Here is a 15,023-nt window from a genome sequence, read left to right as displayed (position 1 = left end):
TCAATGACGGTAGGCCAACAAGGGAAAGTTTGTCATACTAGCCATGCACGCAGATCATGGCTTTTATCTTCTGCTCAGCGCCCCTACCATGCGGGATCGCCGTAGGGGACGCCTATATTCGTCCCGACCATTTTCTGACCTCTAAAGGTGCTCGCTATGTCGTCATCCTTACCTTCGCTCGACGTGTTGAAAACCTTTGTGGTGGTGGCCCAACGGCTTAATTTCACCCATGCGGCTCAGAGTTTGCACCTGACGCAGGGCGCGGTCAGCCGGCAGATACTCGGGCTGGAACAGCATCTGGGCTACCCGTTATTTAGCCGTCGTGCGCGCGGCCTGACGCTGACCCCACAGGGCGCCATGTTGCTGGCGCCGGTGCAGCAGGCTCTGGGGCAATTGGATGAGGCGCTGGCGAGAGTCGGGGCGCAGCCGGGCACCCTGCGCATCAAGTGCCCGACCTGTGCCATGCGCTGGGTGTTACCGCGTATTATCCGGCTGCAAAACGAACGGCCGGAAATGCACATTGAGTTGACTGCCTCGGTGTCGCACGGGCTGGATTTCGGTGCCGAGCACTTCGACGCTGCCGTGGTGTTCGGTCAGCCGCAGGGCAAAAAACTGGTGGTACATCATCTGTTCGATGAAATCCTCACACCGGTCTGCACACCGACATACCTGCCCGATTTATCCCGTCCACCCACGCCGGCCGATCTGGCGGAGAAAACATTGCTGCACCCCACGCGCGATCGCCGCGACTGGCTGTTGTGGTTGAAGGCGGCGGGGCAGGAGGTGCTGCCCTCCGGCAAGGCTCAGCATTTCGATACGCTCGATCTGGCAATGAGCGCCGCGCTGCAGGGTTTTGGCATTGCCATCGGCGATTTATGTTTGCTGGAGGAGGATATTCAGGCACAGCGCATCGTTACGCCGTTCCCGCTCAGCGTGGTCAGCGGCGCGGCTTACTATTTGGTCTATCCTGAACGGGCAGTGCTGCCGGTGACATTAGCCAAACTGGTCGATTTCCTCGGCGAGGAGGCGGCTTACAGCCGCGCCCGGCTGCAAAATTATCGCCCGGCCCCCGCTAACAGCTTGTAACTTTTAACATTACAAATTATTTCTGCGGTGAAAAAGAGTATGGCACACTGCCTTTTCACGTCGATTAATCATCTCCGTCGCCGTCTGCGGCGGGAACATGCCTGAGATAAAAAAATATGAAATGGCTTTGTGTGGTGAGTATGTTGTCCGGTCTGGCCATCAGCCCGGTTTTTGCGCAGGAAAGCAGCGTAACCCAGGGCGTTAATGCCCAGCAGCGCGATGCCTTTGTGTCCAACCTGATGAAACAGATGACGCTGGAAGAAAAAATCGGCCAGCTGCGGTTAATCAGCGTCGGGCCGGATAACCCGAAAGAGGCGATCCGCGACGGCATCAGCAAGGGCCAGATCGGTGCGATCTTCAATACCGTCACCCGGCCGGATATCCGCGCCATGCAAGATCAGGCGATGCAGCTCAGTCGCCTGAAAATCCCGCTGTTCTTTGCCTACGACGTGGTGCACGGCCAACGCACCGTGTTCCCGATCAGCCTTGGGCTGGCGGCCAGTTTTGATCTCGAAGCCATCGCACTCAGTGGCCGGGTGTCGGCTCAGGAAGCCAGCGACGACGGCCTGAACATGACCTTCTCACCGATGGTCGACATCACCCGCGATCCGCGCTGGGGCCGGGTTTCTGAAGGCTTTGGTGAAGACACCTGGTTGGTGTCCAAAATCGCTAAAGTGATGGTGGACGCTTACCAAAACGGCGACCCGTCCAAGCCCGGCTCGATCATGGCCAGCGTGAAGCACTTCGCGCTGTACGGCGCCACCGAAGGCGGTCGCGATTACAACACGGTCGATATGAGCCCGCTGAGAATGTATCAGGACTATCTGCCGCCGTATAAAGCCGCGGTGGATGCCGGCAGCGGCGGCGTTATGGTGTCGCTCAATTCGGTGAACGGCATCCCGGCCACCGCTAACCCGTGGCTGCTAAAAGACTTGCTGCGCGATCAGTGGGGCTTCAAGGGCATCACCATCAGCGATCACGGCGCGATTAAAGAATTGATCAAACACGGCGTGGCTGAAGACGCGCGCGATGCGGTGCGGCTGGCGATCACCTCCGGCGTCGACATGAGCATGAGCGACGAATATTACGATCGATACCTGCCGGGGCTGGTCAAAGACGGGCTGGTGTCGGAAAGCGACATCGATCGCGCCTGCCGCGACGTGTTGAACACCAAATATGACATGGGCCTGTTCAAAGACCCTTACACCCATCTTGGTCCGGTCGGTTCCGATCCGAAGGACACCAATGCCGAAAGCCGCCTGCACCGCGCCGAAGCACGCGTGATCGCGCGTAAGACCATGGTGCTGTTGAAGAATGACCAGCAGACATTGCCCTTGAGCAAGCAGAGCACCATTGCGCTGATCGGGCCGATGGCCGACAGCCAGCGTGACGTGATGGGCAGTTGGTCGGCGGCCGGGGTGATTAAACAGTCGGTGACCCTGCGCGAAGGGCTGGAACGTGCGGTGGGCGACAAGGCGAAAATCCTCTACGCCAAGGGGGCCAACGTCACCCAGGACAAGAGCATTATCGACTACCTGAATGAGTATGAACCGGCGGTGGTATTCGACACGCGTCCACCGCAGCAGATGATTGACGAAGCGGTTCAAGCGGCGAAGAAGGCCGACGTGGTGGTGGCGGTGGTCGGGGAATCGCAGGGCATGGCGCACGAAGCCTCCAGCCGTGCCGATATCACCATTCCGCAAAGCCAGCGCGACCTGATCGCCGCGCTGAAAGCCACCGGCAAACCTTTGGTATTGGTGCTGATGAACGGCCGACCGCTGGCGCTGAGTTGGGAAAGCCAACAGGCAGATGCGATCCTGGAAACCTGGTACAGCGGCACCGAGGGCGGCAATGCGGTTGCCGATGTGCTGTTCGGCGATTACAACCCGTCGGGCAAGCTGCCGATGACCTTCCCGCGTTCGGTTGGCCAGATCCCGATGTACTACAACCATCTGAATACCGGCCGTCCGTTCGGCAAGGAGAACCCGGGCAAGTACACCTCGCGTTACTTTGACTCGCCGAACGGCCCGCTGTATCCCTTCGGTTATGGCCTGAGTTACACCCGCTTCAGCCTGTCGGATTTGAAACTCTCCAGCCCGACAATGGCGCGCAATGGCAAGATCACCGCCAGCGTCACGCTGAAGAATACCGGCAAATATGATGGCGCTACTGTGGTGCAACTGTATCTGCAGGACGTGACCGCCTCGGTCAGCCGCCCGGTGAAAGAGCTGCGCAACTTTAAAAAAGTGATGCTGAAAGCGGGCCAGGTGCAGACCGTTGAGCTGCCGATCACCGAAGACGATCTCAAGTTCTACAACGCCAGCCTGAAATGGGGCGCGGAACCGGGCAAGTTTAACGTGTTTGTCGGCCTGGACTCTGACAACGTACAGGCGCAGAGCTTTACGCTGAAGTGATCCCCTATGGCCCTCTCTCATCGCGGTGGGAGAGGGTTTTATTCGCTGTTTAACGCCGCCTATCCTCCAATGCGTTACCTCGTGTGACACCCGTGCCGTAAATCCTGTTGTTTTGATCCCGCTGATTGTTTCGCCACGGCTATCGCTATATGATTTTATATATAACGATAACTCACCGGAATCACCCATGTTCAAACGCTTCCCACGCCTATTGCTGGTTTTTATCCTGTTCGCGTCAGCCGCGCAGGCGGATCGCCAGGTCACCGACCAACTCAACAGACAGGTCACATTACCCGATACCATCACCCGTGCGGTGGTGTTGCAACACCAAACCCTGAACCTGTTGGTGCAGCTCGACGCGCTACCGCAGGTGGTGGGTGTGCTCAGTAGCTGGAAGAAACAGCTGGGGCCGAATTATCTGCGGCTGGCTCCCGGGCTGGCGAAAATGCCGATGCCGGGCGATCTCACCTCGGTGAATATCGAAAGCTTGCTCAGCCTGCACCCGCAGGTGGTGTTTGTCGCTAACTACGCACCGCCGGAAATGATTGCCCAGATTGAACGGGCCGGGATCCCGGTGGTGGCGATCTCGCTGCGCCGTGAGGCTGCGGATCAGGCCGGGAAAATGAACCCGGTGCTGAACGATGAAGACCAGGCCTATAACCTTGGTCTGCAGGACGGCATTCGCCTGATCGGCACGGTGATGGGTCGCCAGCCACAGGCTGAAGCGATGATCAAGGACGTGTTCCAGCAAAGAACGCTGGTGGCCGACCGCCTGCGTGACCTGCCGGAGGACCAGCGGGTGCGGGTATATATGGCCAATCCGGATTTGACCACCTACGGTTCGGGCAAATACACCGGGCTGATGATGCAGCATGCCGGCGCACTGAACGTGGCGGCGAAGGACATTCAGGGCTTTAAGCAGGTGTCGATTGAAGACGTGCTGAAGTGGAACCCGGCGGTGATTTTTGTGCAGGAGCGCTATCCCGAAGTGGTGAAGCAAATCCTCAGTTCACCGCAGTGGCAGGGGATCGACGCGGTAAAAAATAAGCGTGTCTATCTGATGCCGGAATACGCCAAGGCCTGGGGCTACCCAATGCCGGAAGCGCTGGCGCTGGGGGAATTGTGGATGGCGAAAAAACTGTATCCGCAGCGTTTGGGCGACGTTAATTTGCAACAGCGGGTGGATGCCTATTACCGGCAGTATTATCGCAGCAGCTGCTGCCAGAGTGGGCAATGAGGCTTGGCTGGCTGCTCCTGTTGACGTTGCTTTGCGCGCTGTTGTCGTTGGGGATTGGCCGCTATCCGGTGTCGGTAACTCACAGCCTGATGATCCTGCTGGAGCCGTTGACCGGCCCGCACGAGGCTATTGATGCGGTTCAGCGGCAGGTGATCCTCGGAGTTCGCGTGCCCAGAGTGCTGCTGGCGATGGGGGCCGGGGCTGCGCTGGCCCTGTGTGGCGCGGCGCTACAGGGGGTATTTCGTAACCCGCTGGTGGATCCGCATATCATCGGTGTCTCTTCCGGTGCGGCCTTTGGCGGCACGCTGGCGATTTTACTCAGCCTGCCGATGGCCGCGCTGTTGCTGTCTGCATTTGTGTTCGGCATGGCGGCGTTGCTGCTGATTTTCGCCATTACCAGCGCCATCGCCCGGCGCAATATTTTGTCGCTGGTGCTGGCTGGGGTGATCCTCAGCGGCTTTTTCTCCGCCTGCGTCAGCCTGTTGCAATATCTGGCCGATACCGAAGAGAAACTGCCGAGCATCGTGTTCTGGCTGCTCGGCAGTTTTGCCACCGCCGACGACAATAAGCTGTTGATGCTTTTCCTGCCGTTGCTGTTGGCCGGCGGGCTGTTATTGGCATTGCGCTGGCGCATCAATTTGCTGTCGCTGGGGGATGAGGATGCCGCTGCGTTGGGCATTAACGTCGAACGCACCCGCTGGCTGATCCTGACGCTGTGCGCCGCGATTGTCGCCGCGCAGGTGGCGGTCAGCGGCAGCATTGGCTGGGTCGGGTTGGTTATTCCGCACGTTGCCCGGCTGCTGGTCGGCCCCGATCATCGTCGTCTGTTACCGGCTTCTCTGTGTTTGGGGGCGTTGTATATGGTGTTGATCGACGATTTGGCACGCACGCTGAGCAGCAGTGAAATTCCACTGGGCATTTTAACGGCATTGATTGGCGCACCGTTGTTTGCGTTGCTGTTGCGCCGTGCGCAACTGAGAGGTTGGCATGGCTGAGACATTACTGACGGTTAAAGATCTCAGTTTTGGTTGGCCCGGCCAGGCCCCTTTGTTTAACCAACTGAGTCTGCAATTGCCGCGTGGCGAAGTACTGGCGGTGTTGGGCCCCAACGGACGAGGCAAAAGCACCTTGATGCAACTGCTGCTGGGCACCTTGCCGCTGCAACAGGGGGCGGTTGCATGTGCCGACGGCATCGGCTTTGTGCCGCAGCATTTCACGGCGCCGTTTGCCTATCGGGTGCTGGATATCGTGCTGATGGGGCGAGCGCGTTATGTGGGGTTGTTTCGTTCCCCTTCGGCGCAGGATCACCGGCTGGCCAGAGAAGCCCTGCAGTCGCTGGATATGCTGGATTTTGCCGATCGCGAATTTGGCAGTTTGTCCGGCGGGCAGCGGCAACTGGTGCTGATTGCCCGCGCGTTGGCAATGAGCTGCGAGGTGCTGATGCTGGATGAACCGACCTCGGCATTGGATCTCCATCATCAGGACCGGGTGCTGAGCCTGATCGCGCATTTGGCTCGGGAACGGCAGATGGCGGTGATGTTTTCTACCCATCAGCCCAACCATGCCCATGCGGTGGCCGATCGCGCTCTGTTGTTGGGGGCGGCAGGGCAGCATCAAATAGGGCCGTGCGCGGCGGTGCTGACGGCCGAGAGGCTTTCGCCACTGTTTGATTTGGCGATTGAGCGGGTGGCCTTGCAGATCGAGGGGCGGCCATTTGAAACGCTGGTGCCGTTGTATCGCAGCCAGCGGGAGCGTCATCATGAGTAATATTCTGTTGTTCGCCGCCGGCAGCCTGCGTTCGGCATTTGGGCCCTTACTGACGGCATTTCAGACGCAATCCGGTGAAGGCGTGGACGCCGTGTTTGGTCCTGCGGGCCTGCTGCGTCAGCGCATTGAAGCCGGTGAACGGCCACATATTTTCGCGTCGGCCAATCTGGCGCATCCGCAGCGATTGGTCGATCTGCATTTATCGCCACGGGTACAAACTTTTGCCCGTAATCGGTTGTGCGCCACGGTACGTAATATTGCCGGACTAACAGAACGCCCGTTGCTGGAGGTGCTGCTGGACTCGCGCTGGCGGGTGGCGACCTCAACGCCGGGTGCCGATCCTTCCGGTGACTATGCGCTGCAATTATTTGAACGTATTGAATCCCTGGTGCCGGGGCAGGGGAAAGCCCTGCGACAACGGGCTTTGGCTTTGGTGGGGGGGCCAGATTCGGCGCCGCTGCCGCTGGGCCGGCCAGCGGCCGAGTATCTGCTTAACAGCGGACAGGCGGATATTTTCCTCGGTTACGCCAGCTACGGCGCAGCGTTGGCAAGGTTTCCCGAACTGGCGGTGCGCCAGTTGTCGCCGTCGCTGACGATTGAGGCAGATTATGGCCTGTGCCTGCTGGATGCACGGGCGCAGCGCTTGGCCGAGTTTATTCTGGCGGAACAGGGGCAGGCGATCCTGCGCGAACAGGGTTTTTTACCTGCCAACCTGATGAGCTAATAGCTTATTAAGTTGGCAGATTAAGAGGTTATTATTGCTTTTTCAGCAGTTGCAGCAGGTGCTCTTCGCTCTTCTCCGCCAGCCCGTCAATCGCCAGCTTGATGATGTCGGAACGGGTAATGCGTACCACGCCGTTGCGGGCCGCCTGCACAATGATTTCATCGATGGCGTCGACGTGGTTATCGGTCAGGCTGACCGAAATGGCTTTGTAAGTGCGTTTGCGGCCTTGTGGTTTGGCTTCAGGCGCGGGAGCCAACAAGGTGTGGGAAGTGGCGCTGTTGATAAACTCGTCTTCCGACATGCGGTGGGTGGGGGTGCGTTTTTTCACAGGATCACCTCCTTCACCAGGCTTTCGATTTCCGCCTGCGCTTTTTCGTTATGCGCCTCATGCACGGTAATAGCTTCACCCCAGGCATCGCGGTAAATCTTGCGATCGCACAGGCGGTTGCTGACCAGTGTCAGTTCTGGGTATTCGCTCAACACCTGCGCCGCTTCGTTGGCTTCATTAATGAAGATATTGGTCGGGCACATGTTCAGTACGATGTAGCCTTTCACCTTCTCATTATATTCCTGCGCCGTGGCGAACATTTCCGACAGATAGCCGACGGTGTCGAGATCCATCTGCGACGGGCGCAGCGGGGAGAGGAACAAATCGGCGGCCAGCAGGCCGGAACGCAGTTCGGCACTGTCGCGGCCGGCGGTATCGACAATCACATAGTCGTAATGGCGATCCAGCTCCAACAGCGTCTCTTTGATTTTGCCCGAGGCAGCGACCACCGGAATATGCGGCAGACCTTCTACATTCTGGCGATCGTTATACCAGGTCATGATTGATTTCTGATCGTCAGCATCAACGATGATGGCGGTTTTTCCCTGCTTGAGGATCAGATATCCGGCGATATTGACCGCCTTGGTCGATTTCCCTACGCCACCTTTTTGCGAGCCAATCAAAACAATCATGTTGCCATCTCTCAAGTTATTAAGCTGGTAACTTATTAAGTTAATATGCTTATTAGGTTGATAATTAAACAGGTTAACTGCAACAGAGCCTGAACAATATGCACCAACGGCAGCGGCTTGCCAAGCCAGTATGCGGTTAACTTTACAGCCTATTTTGCTGGTAACTTAGTAAGTGGGTAAGTAGGAATGTTCTGGGAAGGGAAGACAAGCAGAAGGTTTTTTTTAATTTAGCAGCTTAATAAGTTATTAAGCTGCTAATGATGGCGGCACGTGGAGAGCTACTTTTTCAACATCGATTTCAGGTTGGCGAACGGATTATGGGTCGCGAGGCCGACGTCTTTTTGCGCATCCTCACCGGCGACCACCGTTGAGCCGTACTGATCGGCTTCGGTGTATTTGGAGTGCTCATGGTCGTGGCAATACAGGCACAGCATTTCCCAGTTACTGCCGTCTTCCGGGTTGTTGCTGTGGTCGTGATCGATATGGTGAACCGTCAGTTCGCGCAGGTTGGAGTAAACAAACTCACGCGAGCAACGCCCGCAGACCCAAGGGAAGATTTTCAGCGCTTTTTCGCGGTAGCCGGTCTCCAGCCTCGCGTAGTTTTTTGGGATATATGCCATGGTGTGTGCCCGTCGGGTGATAACAATAATGCGTTAAATAATACCACAAAGCGCTGGGTTACAGCGTGCGACACATCACCGTAACGGCCTTGCCGCAAACCTCCCGCGGTTCAAACGCTTGCCGCTGGGGGCGACCAAACGGCGAGCTACCTCCCTTTCTCTTATTTGAAGCTCTCGACCGCCCAATCGATAAACACCCGCATCTTGGCGCTCAGGTGGCGGTTGGAGGGGTATACTACATACATCTGCTCGGCCGGTGGCTGCCAGTCGTGCAGCAGGCTAACCAGATCGCCACTGTCCAGATGCGGCTGCGCCATAAAACGAAAGGTTTGGATGATGCCGAGCCCAGCCAGTGCCGCCGCCAGCAGCGCATTGCTCTCGTTGACGCTGACGTGATAGCGGTGCTGGATATCGATTTCTTTACCTCGATCGACAAAGTGCAGCGGCAGGATACGGTCGTTCAGCGCATGGCGGTAGTGCGCCAGCGGATAACCCAGCTCCAGATCGCAGGGGTGCTGGGGTGTCCCGTAGCGTGTCAGATAGGCCGGAGTTGCGCAGGTTACCCATTCAAGCTCGAACAACCGGCGGGCAATCAGGCTGGAATCTGCCAGCGGACCGCTGCGGATCACGCAGTCGGCGCTGTCGTTAATCAGGTCTATCAGTCGGTCTCCCACGCCCAGATCGATCTGGATCTGCGGATAGCGTGCGATAAAGTCCGGTAGTGCCGGCAACAGCAGCTGGCGCGCGGTCGCACCGCCAACGTCGATGCGCAGCACACCCTGTGGCGCACTCTGCGACTCGGTCATGCTGCCTTCCATCTGCTCCAGCTCCGCCAGCCATTTTACCGTTCGTTGGTAGTAACATTCGCCTTCGGGCGTTACCGACACGCTGCGGGTGGTGCGCTTGAACAGCTTGGTTTGCAGGTGATCTTCCAGGCTTTGGATCAGTTTGGTGACGGTGGCTTTGGGCATCCGCAACGAGTCTGCGGCACGGGTGAAGCCGCCGGTTTCCACCACGCGGTTAAACACCCGGATAGCAAGTAAATGATGATCCATAGCGCTCTCAGTGCAAACCCCGGCGGCAAGCCGGGGTGAATTTGATGACAAACACCCGAAAAGCGTGGTTTTCGGATGTTTGGGGTAAACCTGAAGACATCATTCTTTGTTTTTATTAGTACACAAAACATGACTTTTAAGCACAGAGGACTTTGTCAGCCGTCTGACCCGGCGGCAAGCCGGGGGTGTTTCTGCCAGTAAATAATGATTATGACTGTTTAGCGCCAATCATGCCGGAGCGCAAGGTCAGGCCGAAAACCAGCGCGGCGGAGAGGGTCAAGGCACCGCCGAACAGCATGGCACTACTGACACCCTGCCAGTCGACCACTTCGCCACCCAGCAGCGCACCGGAGGCCAGGGCAATCTGGATCACGCAGACCAACAGTGCCTGGCCGGCTTCTGGTGCCTGCGGTACCGCAGCGAACATCCAGTTGGTGGCGCACACCGGCACGGCGCCGAACGCCAACCCCCATACCATCACCATCAGCGTAGCCCCGGCGATGCCGCTGAGGAACGGCGACACAATCAGGATGGCGGCCAACATGGCGGCAATCAGGATAAAGGTGGCGCGCAAGCTGCGTTCGGCCAGCCTCTCGCCGAGAAAGGTTCCAAGCAGGCCAATGGCGCCATAGGCCAGCAGCTGCAGCGAAATCGCCGACGGGCTGAGGACGAACACCTGTTGCAGCAGTGGTTTCAGGTAGGTATAGGCGGCAAAGTGGCCGATGAACAGCAGGACGATGGCGATAAGCCCGGTGCGCGCCATCGGCAAACGCAGAGGCAACAGCAGATCGCGTGGCGTCACTGGCCGGGTAGGGGGCACCGACGTCAGCAAGCGCAGTTGCGCCAACAGCACCCCGACCGCCAGCACGGCGCTGCCAAAGAAAGCGGCACGCCAGCCGAACAGGTCGCCAATCAAGGCCCCGGCGGGAACACCGCACACGGCACCGACCGAAATACCGCTCAGGATAAGCGCAGTGGCGCGGCCCTGACTGGCTTCCGGCACCAGATGGCGGCCATAGTTGGCGGCGAAGGCCCAAAAGCCACCGACGCAAATGCCCAGCAGCACGCGGCCCAACAGCATCATGGGGAAGTTCACTGCCAATGCGGAAACCAGGTTGGAAACCGTCAATAGCACGCTCAGTGCCAGCATCAACAGGCGACGATCGAGCCGACCGGCCGCCAGGCTGAGTGCGGGAGCGGCGATTGCCGCGACAATGCCGGGCACGGTGACCATCAGACCGGCTTTGCCGGTGGTGACGTCCAGCGATGGGGCGATATTGGTCAGCAGGCCAATCGGTAGAAATTCGGTGGTAACCATCACAAAGCAGGCGACCGTCAGCGAGAAGATCGCCAGCCAGGGTGATGGTGCAGGTTTATCATTATTATTCAGCATAGTACCGCTCGTCCCAGGTGAATGCGTAAACCGCACGATGGGTGCGGAGTGACAGAGATCACAATTTACGCAGGCACCTGCGGCGGATAAATCCGTTTGCGGTGGTTACACTGTTTCTGAGGAGGAACAATCTCTAGAGGCAAGCCAGGCGGGACTTTTGACCGCCTGTCGGCAAAAGGCTGAATCGGAATAAGCTTATGCGATGGGTGCAGCAGGCTGCACCCGGTCGTGTATTACAAGCCCGGCGCTTTCCACATCGAGGTGGTCAGGCCGTGGTCGACCAGGGTGAGCTGATCGGCATAGACCTGCCGCCAGGTCTCTTTTTGCCGCTGGTACAGCTCATGATTGGCCATGTCCGGCTGATACTCGTGTTCCCAACGCACCAGTTGTTCACCGGTTTGCGCCAGCGATTCATACAGCCCGGCTCCCACCCCGGCGGCAATCGCGCACCCCAGTGCGGTGGCCTCTTTCACCACCGGTACCCTTACCGTCAGGCCGGTGACATCGCTGAGAATTTGGCTCCACAGTTTGCCCTTCGAGCCTCCCCCGGCGAACACCAGCGAGCGCGCCTGTACGCCGGAGAAGCTGGCGATTTGTTCCAGGTTGCAGGCCGACACAATGGCGGCATTTTCTTCCAGCGCGCGGAACAGGGTCTGCTTATTGCAGCGTTCCGGGTCGAGCGACAGGTTAATAAACGATGGCGCGGCGTGATACCAGGTTTTGAAATGCATGGCGTCGGAAAATATCGGCATCACGCCGTAGGCTCCGGGCGGTACGCGTGCCGCCATCTCTTCCAGCAGGCTGTAGGCGTCCACACCCAACCGCTCCGCCAGCAGTTTTTCTTCAGCACAGAAAGCGTCGCGGAACCAGCGCATGGTCAACCCGGTGAAGAAGCTGATCGACTCCGCTTGTGCCATACCGGGGATCACGTGCGGATTGATGCGAATGTTCATCTCCGGATCGGTGGCCGGTTCCGGCAGATTGACGATCTGTTGCCAGAAGGTGCCCCCCAGCACCGCAGTCTGCCCGGCATGCACCACCCCAAGCCCCAGGCTACCCAGTTGCACATCCCCGCCGCCCATCACCACCGGCGTGCCGCGCAGCAGGCCACTTTGCTGCGCCGCCTGCTCGGTGATGTGTCCCAGCACACAGCCGGTCTCTTTTACCGGTGACAGCATATCGGCGCGTAGCCCGGCCATATCGAGCAGCGCCGGACGCCAGTCGCGGTTGACCAAATCGAGCATGCCGGTGGTGCCGGCGTTGGAGGGATCCACCGCCAGTTCGCCGCTGAGCATATTCGCCAGCCAGTCGCTGATCATGGTCAGCGTGGCCGCCTGACGGTAAATGTCCGGTCGGTGATGCGCCAGCCACAGCAGGCGCGGCATGGCACTTAATGCCAGCGTTTGGCCGGAGTACTGATAAACCTCGCGCTCGAAATTATGGTTATGCAGTTCTTTCAGTTCGCTGACTTCCTGACTGGCGCGGGCATCAACGTTGGCGCAGGCCCAGATCGGCACACCATCGCGATCGTAAAGTACGATGCCTTCACGCATGGAGCAGCAGGCCACGGAACGGATGGCTTGACCAGAGAGACCGGCGTTTTGCAGCGCCTGGCGGATGCACTGGCAGGTCAGTTGCCAGTTGTGGCTTAAATCAAACTCCATTGAACCGGGCACGCCCGGCACGGCCAAATGCCGCCATTCGGCCTGACCCTGAGCGATCTGGTTACCCGCCAGATCGAAGATTACCGCGCGAATGCTGCCGGTGCCTGCGTCCAGCGCCATCAAATAGTTATCCATAGCTCACACTCTCTGGGGAGGAGTTTTAACTATAGATGCCGTACTGTTCACCCCCGTGGGGGAAGCGCAGGGCCTGATGGGATTTGTGAGCCAGGCTGCAAAATTACCCTTGCAGGGGGGAAATCTGCGGGATTAAACCTATGGTTGGAAAGAACATTGACCTTCAAGGTTTAACAAGGAGTCGCCATGCACGTCACACTGGTAGAAATTAACGTTAAACAGGACAAAATCGACGAGTTTATTGAGGTCTTCCGCGCCAATCACCTGGGGGCGATAGAAGAGCCGGGCAACCTGCGTTTTGACGTGTTGCAAGATGAATCGATCCCGACGCGGTTTTATATTTATGAAGCCTACCGCGACGAGCAGGCAGTGGCCGCCCATAAAAAGACGCCGCACTATCTGCAATGCGTGGAAAAACTGGAGGCGCTAATGACCGGGCCGCGCAAGAAAACCAGCTTTATCGGCCTGATGCCGGGTTAGAACCGGCGTAGGGTAATTCTGTTCAATACAGTAACAAGCCAAGCCGTCAGTCTGGCATCTGTGAACTCTTTCTCAGGTGCCTTTAATGAATATCTATCTTTCCATGGCTGCATTTGCGCTGGCCTCTTCCATCACCCCCGGTCCGGTCAATATCGTTGCCCTGAGCGCGGGGGCGCAATTCGGTTTCAACGCCACTCTGCGCCATGTTTCGGGCGCCACGCTGGGGTTTACTCTGCTGTTGATCCTGCTAGGTCTGGGGCTGAACACGCTGTTGGTGCTGTGGCCGGTGCTGACACAGGTTATCCAGTGGGCGGGCATCGCATTTTTGTTGTTTATGGCGTATCAACTGGCGTTTGATGACGGCCGCTTGGGGCAGGGTAGCCAACCGCAAGCCCCTTCTTTCTGGTATGGCGCGCTGTTGCAGTGGTTGAACCCCAAGGCCTGGCTGGCATCGGTGGCCAGTCTGGGGGCGTTTGTTGCCGATGGCGATCGCCTGCTGCTGTGGCAGTTCGCGGTAATTTACTTTGTGATCTGTTATGCCTCGGTAGCCTGCTGGGCTTACACCGGCGCGATGTTGACCGGCCTGCTGCTGCAGGCACGCAACGTACGGCGTTTTAATCGCTTGATGGCGTTGCTGTTGGCAGCCAGCGCCTGCTATCTGCTGGCCGACGGCATTTAGCGTGGGTTTTGGTACTGGCCGGGAGTGGCGGCCAGCAACAGTTTGAAGGTGCGCTGAAAGTGCGCCTGATCGGCAAAACCGCTTTCGCTAGCCGCTGCGGCGATCGGATAACCGTGTTTCAGCAACCGGTGACCGAATTGAATACGTTGGTTAACCAGATAGGCATGCGGCGTCATGCCGTAACGCTGTTTAAAGGCGCGTATCAGGTAAGAGGGCGAAAGCGCTGCCGCCTGGCAGATGGCTTCCAGCGTGAGCGGTTGGGTACAATGCGCGTTGATAAAGGCTGCCGCGGCCGCCAATTTTGGGTGCTCGTAGGGGGGAACCGGTGTCTCCCCCAGAGAGGCCTGCAAATCGCTGAAGTATTCCACCAGAGCGATCTGTTTTTCCAAATGGCAGCGCAGTGGGTCGATCAGTAGCTCATACAGCCGCTTCAGGCCACCAAACAGTTCGGGGTCACGGCTGAGAACCTGAGTGAAGGGGATAAAACGGCCGTCGCCGCCGATGATTTCTTGCTGCAATTTACCCAGCCAGGCGGCATCGATATAAAACATGATGTATGACCAGCGCTGGTCGCCGATGGGATTACAGGCGTGGGCCTGCTGCGGATTGATGATTACCACATCGCCGGTGCTGACCTGCAACGCTTGGCTGCCGTTAATATAAATACTGGTGCCGTCGGTGATGGCGCCGATGGAAAAGATTTCATGGCTGTGCAGGGCGTAACAAACCTTACGGCCATCTTCAATGGCGCGGGCTTCCACGGAGGGGAGCTGCGGATCACGCCAGAACTGCGGCGCATTAGCGGTCAT

General features: G+C 58.2%; 15 protein-coding genes. 8 read left to right on the top strand and 7 right to left on the bottom strand.

Going from position 1 to position 15,023, the window contains the following annotated elements:
* The first annotated feature begins 156 nt into the window (after positions 1-156).
* The 6 genes from ACGS9J_RS10450 (at position 157) to ACGS9J_RS10425 (ending at position 7,228) form a co-directional block, all read left to right on the top strand.
* Positions 157-1,086: a LysR substrate-binding domain-containing protein gene (locus ACGS9J_RS10450; RefSeq protein WP_442230853.1), complete on the top strand. Its 930-nt coding sequence runs from the start codon at positions 157-159 to the stop codon at positions 1,084-1,086.
* A gap of 116 nt (positions 1,087-1,202) precedes the next feature.
* Positions 1,203-3,500, top strand: a complete 2,298-nt coding sequence (gene bglX / locus ACGS9J_RS10445; RefSeq protein WP_442230852.1) for a beta-glucosidase BglX — start codon at positions 1,203-1,205, stop codon at positions 3,498-3,500.
* 187 nt (positions 3,501-3,687) lie between these two features.
* Positions 3,688-4,737 (top strand): ABC transporter substrate-binding protein, encoded by a 1,050-nt coding sequence (locus tag ACGS9J_RS10440; protein WP_442230851.1) that lies wholly within the window; start codon positions 3,688-3,690, stop codon positions 4,735-4,737.
* Complete coding sequence (locus ACGS9J_RS10435; protein WP_442230850.1) at positions 4,734-5,732, top strand: FecCD family ABC transporter permease; 999 nt, start codon at positions 4,734-4,736, stop codon at positions 5,730-5,732. The genes ACGS9J_RS10440 and ACGS9J_RS10435 overlap by 4 nt, the downstream gene beginning before the upstream one ends.
* Positions 5,725-6,504 carry an ABC transporter ATP-binding protein gene (locus ACGS9J_RS10430; RefSeq protein WP_442230849.1) on the top strand — a complete coding sequence of 260 codons (780 nt, stop codon included), beginning with the start codon at positions 5,725-5,727 and terminating at the stop codon, positions 6,502-6,504. Before ACGS9J_RS10435 ends, ACGS9J_RS10430 begins: the two co-directional genes overlap by 8 nt.
* Positions 6,497-7,228, top strand: a complete 732-nt coding sequence (locus ACGS9J_RS10425; protein WP_442230848.1) for a substrate-binding domain-containing protein — start codon at positions 6,497-6,499, stop codon at positions 7,226-7,228. Before ACGS9J_RS10430 ends, ACGS9J_RS10425 begins: the two co-directional genes overlap by 8 nt.
* A 31-nt stretch (positions 7,229-7,259) precedes the next feature.
* On the opposite strand, the gene ACGS9J_RS10420 is transcribed toward ACGS9J_RS10425, so the two are convergent.
* From ACGS9J_RS10420 to lsrK, 6 genes are all read right to left on the bottom strand, one after another.
* Positions 7,260-7,556: a hypothetical protein gene (locus ACGS9J_RS10420; protein ID WP_442230847.1), complete on the bottom strand. Its 297-nt coding sequence runs from the start codon at positions 7,554-7,556 to the stop codon at positions 7,260-7,262.
* Entirely contained in the window at positions 7,553-8,188 is a 636-nt protein-coding gene (locus ACGS9J_RS10415) for an AAA family ATPase (RefSeq protein WP_020825793.1), read from the bottom strand. The genes ACGS9J_RS10420 and ACGS9J_RS10415 overlap by 4 nt, the downstream gene beginning before the upstream one ends.
* Before the next feature lie 278 nt (positions 8,189-8,466).
* Complete coding sequence (gene yajD, locus ACGS9J_RS10410) at positions 8,467-8,808, bottom strand: HNH nuclease YajD (protein WP_020825794.1); 342 nt, start codon at positions 8,806-8,808, stop codon at positions 8,467-8,469.
* A 161-nt stretch (positions 8,809-8,969) separates the two neighbouring features.
* Positions 8,970-9,863, bottom strand: a complete 894-nt coding sequence (locus ACGS9J_RS10405) for a LysR family transcriptional regulator (protein ID WP_442230846.1) — start codon at positions 9,861-9,863, stop codon at positions 8,970-8,972.
* Positions 9,864-10,071: 208 nt separating this feature from the next.
* Positions 10,072-11,256, bottom strand: coding sequence for an MFS transporter (locus ACGS9J_RS10400; RefSeq protein ID WP_442230845.1), 1,185 nt, complete (start codon positions 11,254-11,256; stop codon positions 10,072-10,074).
* 233 nt (positions 11,257-11,489) lie between these two features.
* Entirely contained in the window at positions 11,490-13,055 is a 1,566-nt protein-coding gene (lsrK, locus tag ACGS9J_RS10395; RefSeq protein ID WP_442230844.1) for an autoinducer-2 kinase, read from the bottom strand.
* 186 nt (positions 13,056-13,241) lie between these two features.
* Between lsrK and lsrG the strand changes: the two genes are divergently transcribed.
* Both lsrG and ACGS9J_RS10385 read left to right on the top strand, forming a co-directional pair.
* Positions 13,242-13,535, top strand: a complete 294-nt coding sequence (lsrG, locus tag ACGS9J_RS10390) for a (4S)-4-hydroxy-5-phosphonooxypentane-2,3-dione isomerase (protein WP_020825799.1) — start codon at positions 13,242-13,244, stop codon at positions 13,533-13,535.
* A gap of 85 nt (positions 13,536-13,620) precedes the next feature.
* Positions 13,621-14,214, top strand: coding sequence for a LysE family translocator (locus ACGS9J_RS10385; RefSeq protein ID WP_442230843.1), 594 nt, complete (start codon positions 13,621-13,623; stop codon positions 14,212-14,214).
* Here the strand turns inward: ACGS9J_RS10385 and ACGS9J_RS10380 are convergent.
* Entirely contained in the window at positions 14,211-15,023 is an 813-nt protein-coding gene (locus ACGS9J_RS10380; RefSeq protein WP_442230842.1) for an AraC family transcriptional regulator, read from the bottom strand. The two genes, ACGS9J_RS10385 and ACGS9J_RS10380, sit on opposite strands and share 4 nt — an antisense overlap.

Source organism: Serratia quinivorans (assembly GCF_052113645.1).
Lineage (GTDB): Bacteria > Pseudomonadota > Gammaproteobacteria > Enterobacterales > Enterobacteriaceae > Serratia > Serratia quinivorans_B.
The sequence above is the reverse complement of the archived record's forward strand: the minus strand, read 5'-3'. Positions and strand labels throughout refer to the sequence as shown.

Bases quoted from the DNA above. Each gene is read 5' to 3' on its own strand.
- ACGS9J_RS10405 (WP_442230846.1), bottom strand. From the start codon at position 9,863: ATGGATCATCATTTACTTGCTATCCGGGTGTTTAACCGCGTGGTGGAA.
- ACGS9J_RS10425 (WP_442230848.1), top strand. From the start codon at position 6,497: ATGAGTAATATTCTGTTGTTCGCCGCCGGCAGCCTGCGTTCGGCATTT.
- ACGS9J_RS10415 (WP_020825793.1), bottom strand. From the start codon at position 8,188: ATGATTGTTTTGATTGGCTCGCAAAAAGGTGGCGTAGGGAAATCGACC.
- bglX (WP_442230852.1), top strand. From the start codon at position 1,203: ATGAAATGGCTTTGTGTGGTGAGTATGTTGTCCGGTCTGGCCATCAGC.
- lsrK (WP_442230844.1), bottom strand. From the start codon at position 13,055: ATGGATAACTATTTGATGGCGCTGGACGCAGGCACCGGCAGCATTCGC.
- ACGS9J_RS10385 (WP_442230843.1), top strand. From the start codon at position 13,621: ATGAATATCTATCTTTCCATGGCTGCATTTGCGCTGGCCTCTTCCATC.
- ACGS9J_RS10430 (WP_442230849.1), top strand. From the start codon at position 5,725: ATGGCTGAGACATTACTGACGGTTAAAGATCTCAGTTTTGGTTGGCCC.
- yajD (WP_020825794.1), bottom strand. From the start codon at position 8,808: ATGGCATATATCCCAAAAAACTACGCGAGGCTGGAGACCGGCTACCGC.
- ACGS9J_RS10440 (WP_442230851.1), top strand. From the start codon at position 3,688: ATGTTCAAACGCTTCCCACGCCTATTGCTGGTTTTTATCCTGTTCGCG.
- ACGS9J_RS10380 (WP_442230842.1), bottom strand. From the start codon at position 15,023: ATGACCGCTAATGCGCCGCAGTTCTGGCGTGATCCGCAGCTCCCCTCC.
- ACGS9J_RS10435 (WP_442230850.1), top strand. From the start codon at position 4,734: ATGAGGCTTGGCTGGCTGCTCCTGTTGACGTTGCTTTGCGCGCTGTTG.
- ACGS9J_RS10400 (WP_442230845.1), bottom strand. From the start codon at position 11,256: ATGCTGAATAATAATGATAAACCTGCACCATCACCCTGGCTGGCGATC.
- lsrG (WP_020825799.1), top strand. From the start codon at position 13,242: ATGCACGTCACACTGGTAGAAATTAACGTTAAACAGGACAAAATCGAC.
- ACGS9J_RS10450 (WP_442230853.1), top strand. From the start codon at position 157: ATGTCGTCATCCTTACCTTCGCTCGACGTGTTGAAAACCTTTGTGGTG.